We start from the raw sequence: 3,200 nt of genomic DNA on the forward strand, positions 1-3,200 counted from the left end.
GGTTAACCGGCGCGGGGGGCGGCCCCCCCCGGGTCCCCCCCGGGCCGCTTTCCCCCCCCCCCCGGGGGGGGCCCCCCCCCGGGGCGGGGGGGCCCCCCCACAGCGCTTTCCAGCGCCCGTCCGCTCAGGACGGGCTCGCGAAAACCGGGTAGTGGTCGGAGAAGTCGGTGTAGGTGTAGGTCTGGCCCCACGAGGTCACCGACCACTCCGGCGAGTGCACCGCGCGGGTCTCGTCGACCCACTGCTGCGATCCGTGCCCGGTCAGCGGGAGCACGTGGTCCAGCAGCTGGCCCGGTGCGCCCGGTGCCTGGTCGGCCGCGACCGAGTTGGTCGCCGGGTCGTAGGAGTAGGGGTGCCCGGTGGTCTGCGGGGCCGCCGCGCCCAGGGTGGCCAGCGCCGAGGTGAACTCCCCTGCCGAGGCATCGACGTTGAGGTCGCCGGCCACGACCACCGGCTCCGCCGCGGGGATCGCCTTGTCCCGGACGAACTGCGCGATCTCGCCCAGCTGATCGGCCCGCACTCCCGGCGCCCTGTCCCCGCACGCCGGGTCATCGGCCTGCAGGTGGGTGCCGATGACGTGCACCGGACCGCTGGGCGAGTCGATGCGGGTGTAGGCGAAGCCCTTGTTGGACGCGGCATCGGCACCGCATCCCGGCGGGAAGACGTACTGGATCCGCTCGGCGACCGGCCAGCGGCTGAGCACCGCCACCCCGCCGTCCTCGGGTCGGGTGTCCGAATAGGACCCCAGCGTGGCGTCCCACCCGTCCCGGGAGCGCCCCAGCACCGGCGTCTGGTTCGGGTAGTCCTCGGCGAGGTTGGCCAGCAGCCGCTGCGAGGCCTCGTTGTCGAAGGCTTCCTGCACCACCACGACGTCCTGGCCGGAGAGGACGCCTTCGGAGGCGATCAGGTCGGCCCGCTGCAGCTGCCCCCAGTTCGGGTACAGCGAGCGCGGCAGCATGAACACGTTGTAGGAGGCGATCCTGGGTCCGTCGGCGGCGGGACCGGCCACGGCGGTCGGGGCGGCCAGCCCGCTCACCGCCACCACCAAAGACGTGAAAGCGATTCGTATCTTCACGGTGGATCATCATGCCCGCCCCACCGCACCACCAGCCAGTACCGGGCGGCGAACACCCGGGATCAAATCGGTTGCCCCGCACAGGTGGGCAGAGCAGGATCGGCCCATGGAGCGCCCCGCTGAGGAGATCACCCTGGAATCGTCGGTGCTGCGCCGCTGGCTCACCACCGACCTGGCCGAACTGCACCGCACGGTCACCGAGGCCCAGCCCCACCTGAGCCCGTGGCTGCCGTGGGCGGCCGGGGACTACACGCTGGACTCCGCCGCGCAGTTCATCGACAAGTGCCAGCACGACTGGCGCACCGGGCGGGCCTTCACCTACGCCATCACGGTCAGCGGCGCCATCGCCGGCTGCATCGCCCTGGAACGCCGGATCGGCCCCACCGGCCTGGAGATCGGCTACTGGCTGCACCCCGCCCACACCGGACGCGGCCTGGTCACCACCAGCACCGCCGCACTGGTCGAGCAAGCCCTGGCCCTGCCCGGCATCGACCACGTCGAGATCTGGCACGACGCGGCCAACACCGCCAGCCAGGCCGTCCCCCAACGCCTCGGCTTCACCTGCGTCGACCGCCGCAGCCCACCCCGCGAACCGGTCGGCGCCGGCGAAGCCGGCATCGACGTCATCTGGCGGCTGACCCGCTGAGAACTCAAGCCCCGGTCGGGCGCTCACCCATGCGCGAGGGCTGCAGCAGCGAGATCACGTTGCCATCGGGATCGGTGAACGACGTCTGCCGCCCCCACGCCATCTCCTGCACGTCCCCGGCCTGCACCGAGGACGCCCGCAGCTCGGCGACGTCGGCCTCGACGTCGGAGGTGTGGAACTGCAGGTGCACCGGACCGCTGAGCTCACGACCGGCCACGGGGAAGTCCACCAGCACCACCCCGCTGGACGAGCCGGGCGGGGCGACCATGACGAACCGGCCGTGCGGCCCGGCCACGTCGGCCACCAGCTCGAAACCGAGCACGTCGACGTAGAAGGCGCAGGCCTTGGCCTGATCGTCCACCGGGACGGACACGAACTGCAGACGAGAGATGTTCATGACGACACCGTAAACCGATCGCGCGCACCTACAATTCGAACGCGAAGTGCGACCGCGACCAGGTGATCGTCCCCTCCGGCGCCACTTCGCCGCCGACGACCGGCTCGATCACATCAGCGCTGGTCGCGGCAGCACCGCCCGTGTGGGCCGCGCTTGCTGCCGGGTGCTGCGGTCGATGCGCGTGATGCGGCCGCCGGTGAAGGCGATGTCACCGACGAACGGTTCATCACCGGCGTGCCCGCTGATCACCCGCACCTCCCGCAGCACCCGTTCCACAACCAGTCCTCTCATCGACTGACCACGCAACCAGACTATTGCGACGATCAACCGATTTTCCCGTCGGCGAACGTGGATTCCCGGGAACGCCGGCGCCGGTAGCGTGGTGGCGTGCCCAGCCCGATCCGCTTGCTGCGCAGCGCAGCACTGTCCGATGTGGCCGAATACGCCTACGGCGCGGTCGTGCCACCCGATTCCCACCTGGTCTTCGCCGCCGGAGCCTGCCCGCTCGACGCCGACGGGGCGACCGTGGCAGTCGGTGATCACGCGGGCCAGGCCCGCCAGATGATGGACAACCTGGAGACCGCCCTGGCCGAAGCCGGGGCGGCACTGTCCGATGTGGTCAAGACGACCGTCTACGTGGCCAGCAGCTCGCAGCAGGACCTGGTCGCCGCGTGGGAAGTGGTGCGCGATCGCTTCGGCGACCACGACCCGCCCAGCACCCTGCTCGGCGTCACGGTCCTGGGCTACGCAGACCAGCTGGTCGAGATCGACGCCCTGGCCGCCCTGCCCTCAGACTGACGTCCCCACCCCAGCCGTCGCGGGCTGTACCGACTCCCCGAAACGGCTCTAGTTGCGCTCCGCAGCCTGCTGCTGCGCGGCCTGAGTGGTGGAGCGCAACTGCCGCAGTTCCTCGTTGACCGCGTCCAGCTGCCGCTCGGCACGATCCGCGCGCGTCTGCGACTGCGACTGCGCGTCGCGCAGGACCGCCAACTGCTGCGCGGCGGCGTCACGCTCGGCCTGCAAGCGCTCAGCGGCCTCCGCCCGCGCCTGCCGCAGCTCCTCGAGCGCGTCCTGCACCTGGC

Annotated in this window: 6 protein-coding genes; 2 read left to right on the plus strand and 4 right to left on the minus strand. The window is 71.5% G+C overall.

What is annotated here, in order from left to right:
* Positions 1-124 precede the first annotated feature (124 nt).
* The gene (gene sph, locus ABTZ89_RS37375) at positions 125-1,075 is read right to left on the minus strand and encodes a sphingomyelin phosphodiesterase (protein ID WP_351053929.1); all 951 of its coding nucleotides are present in this window, start codon (positions 1,073-1,075) and stop codon (positions 125-127) included.
* A gap of 106 nt (positions 1,076-1,181) precedes the next feature.
* On the opposite strand from sph, the gene ABTZ89_RS37380 reads away from it, so the two are divergent.
* The gene (locus ABTZ89_RS37380) at positions 1,182-1,721 is read left to right on the plus strand and encodes a GNAT family N-acetyltransferase (RefSeq protein WP_351053932.1); all 540 of its coding nucleotides are present in this window, start codon (positions 1,182-1,184) and stop codon (positions 1,719-1,721) included.
* 4 nt (positions 1,722-1,725) lie between these two features.
* Here ABTZ89_RS37380 and ABTZ89_RS37385 read toward each other — a convergent pair whose 3' ends face one another.
* Together ABTZ89_RS37385 and ABTZ89_RS37390 are read right to left on the minus strand one after the other, a co-directional pair.
* Positions 1,726-2,118, minus strand: a complete 393-nt coding sequence (locus tag ABTZ89_RS37385) for a VOC family protein (protein ID WP_351053935.1) — start codon at positions 2,116-2,118, stop codon at positions 1,726-1,728.
* 108 nt (positions 2,119-2,226) lie between these two features.
* Positions 2,227-2,409 carry a hypothetical protein gene (locus ABTZ89_RS37390; RefSeq protein WP_270950338.1) on the minus strand — a complete coding sequence of 61 codons (183 nt, stop codon included), beginning with the start codon at positions 2,407-2,409 and terminating at the stop codon, positions 2,227-2,229.
* A gap of 96 nt (positions 2,410-2,505) precedes the next feature.
* Between ABTZ89_RS37390 and ABTZ89_RS37395 the strand changes: the two genes are divergently transcribed.
* Positions 2,506-2,916: a RidA family protein gene (locus tag ABTZ89_RS37395; RefSeq protein WP_270950339.1), complete on the plus strand. Its 411-nt coding sequence runs from the start codon at positions 2,506-2,508 to the stop codon at positions 2,914-2,916.
* A 48-nt stretch (positions 2,917-2,964) separates the two neighbouring features.
* Here the strand turns inward: ABTZ89_RS37395 and ABTZ89_RS37400 are convergent.
* Positions 2,965-3,200 (minus strand): hypothetical protein (locus ABTZ89_RS37400; RefSeq protein ID WP_351053939.1); only part of this gene is annotated, 236 nt, incomplete at its 5' end.

The sequence above is a fragment of the Saccharopolyspora sp. NPDC002686 genome, from assembly GCF_040295745.1.
GTDB lineage: Bacteria > Actinomycetota > Actinomycetes > Mycobacteriales > Pseudonocardiaceae > Saccharopolyspora > Saccharopolyspora oryzae.

What these genes read in the sequence shown, in the direction of transcription:
- ABTZ89_RS37380 (WP_351053932.1), top strand. Translation starts at nt 1,182, where the DNA reads ATGGAGCGCCCCGCTGAGGAGATCACCCTGGAATCGTCGGTGCTGCGC.
- ABTZ89_RS37385 (WP_351053935.1), bottom strand. Translation starts at nt 2,118, where the DNA reads ATGAACATCTCTCGTCTGCAGTTCGTGTCCGTCCCGGTGGACGATCAG.
- ABTZ89_RS37390 (WP_270950338.1), bottom strand. Translation starts at nt 2,409, where the DNA reads ATGAGAGGACTGGTTGTGGAACGGGTGCTGCGGGAGGTGCGGGTGATC.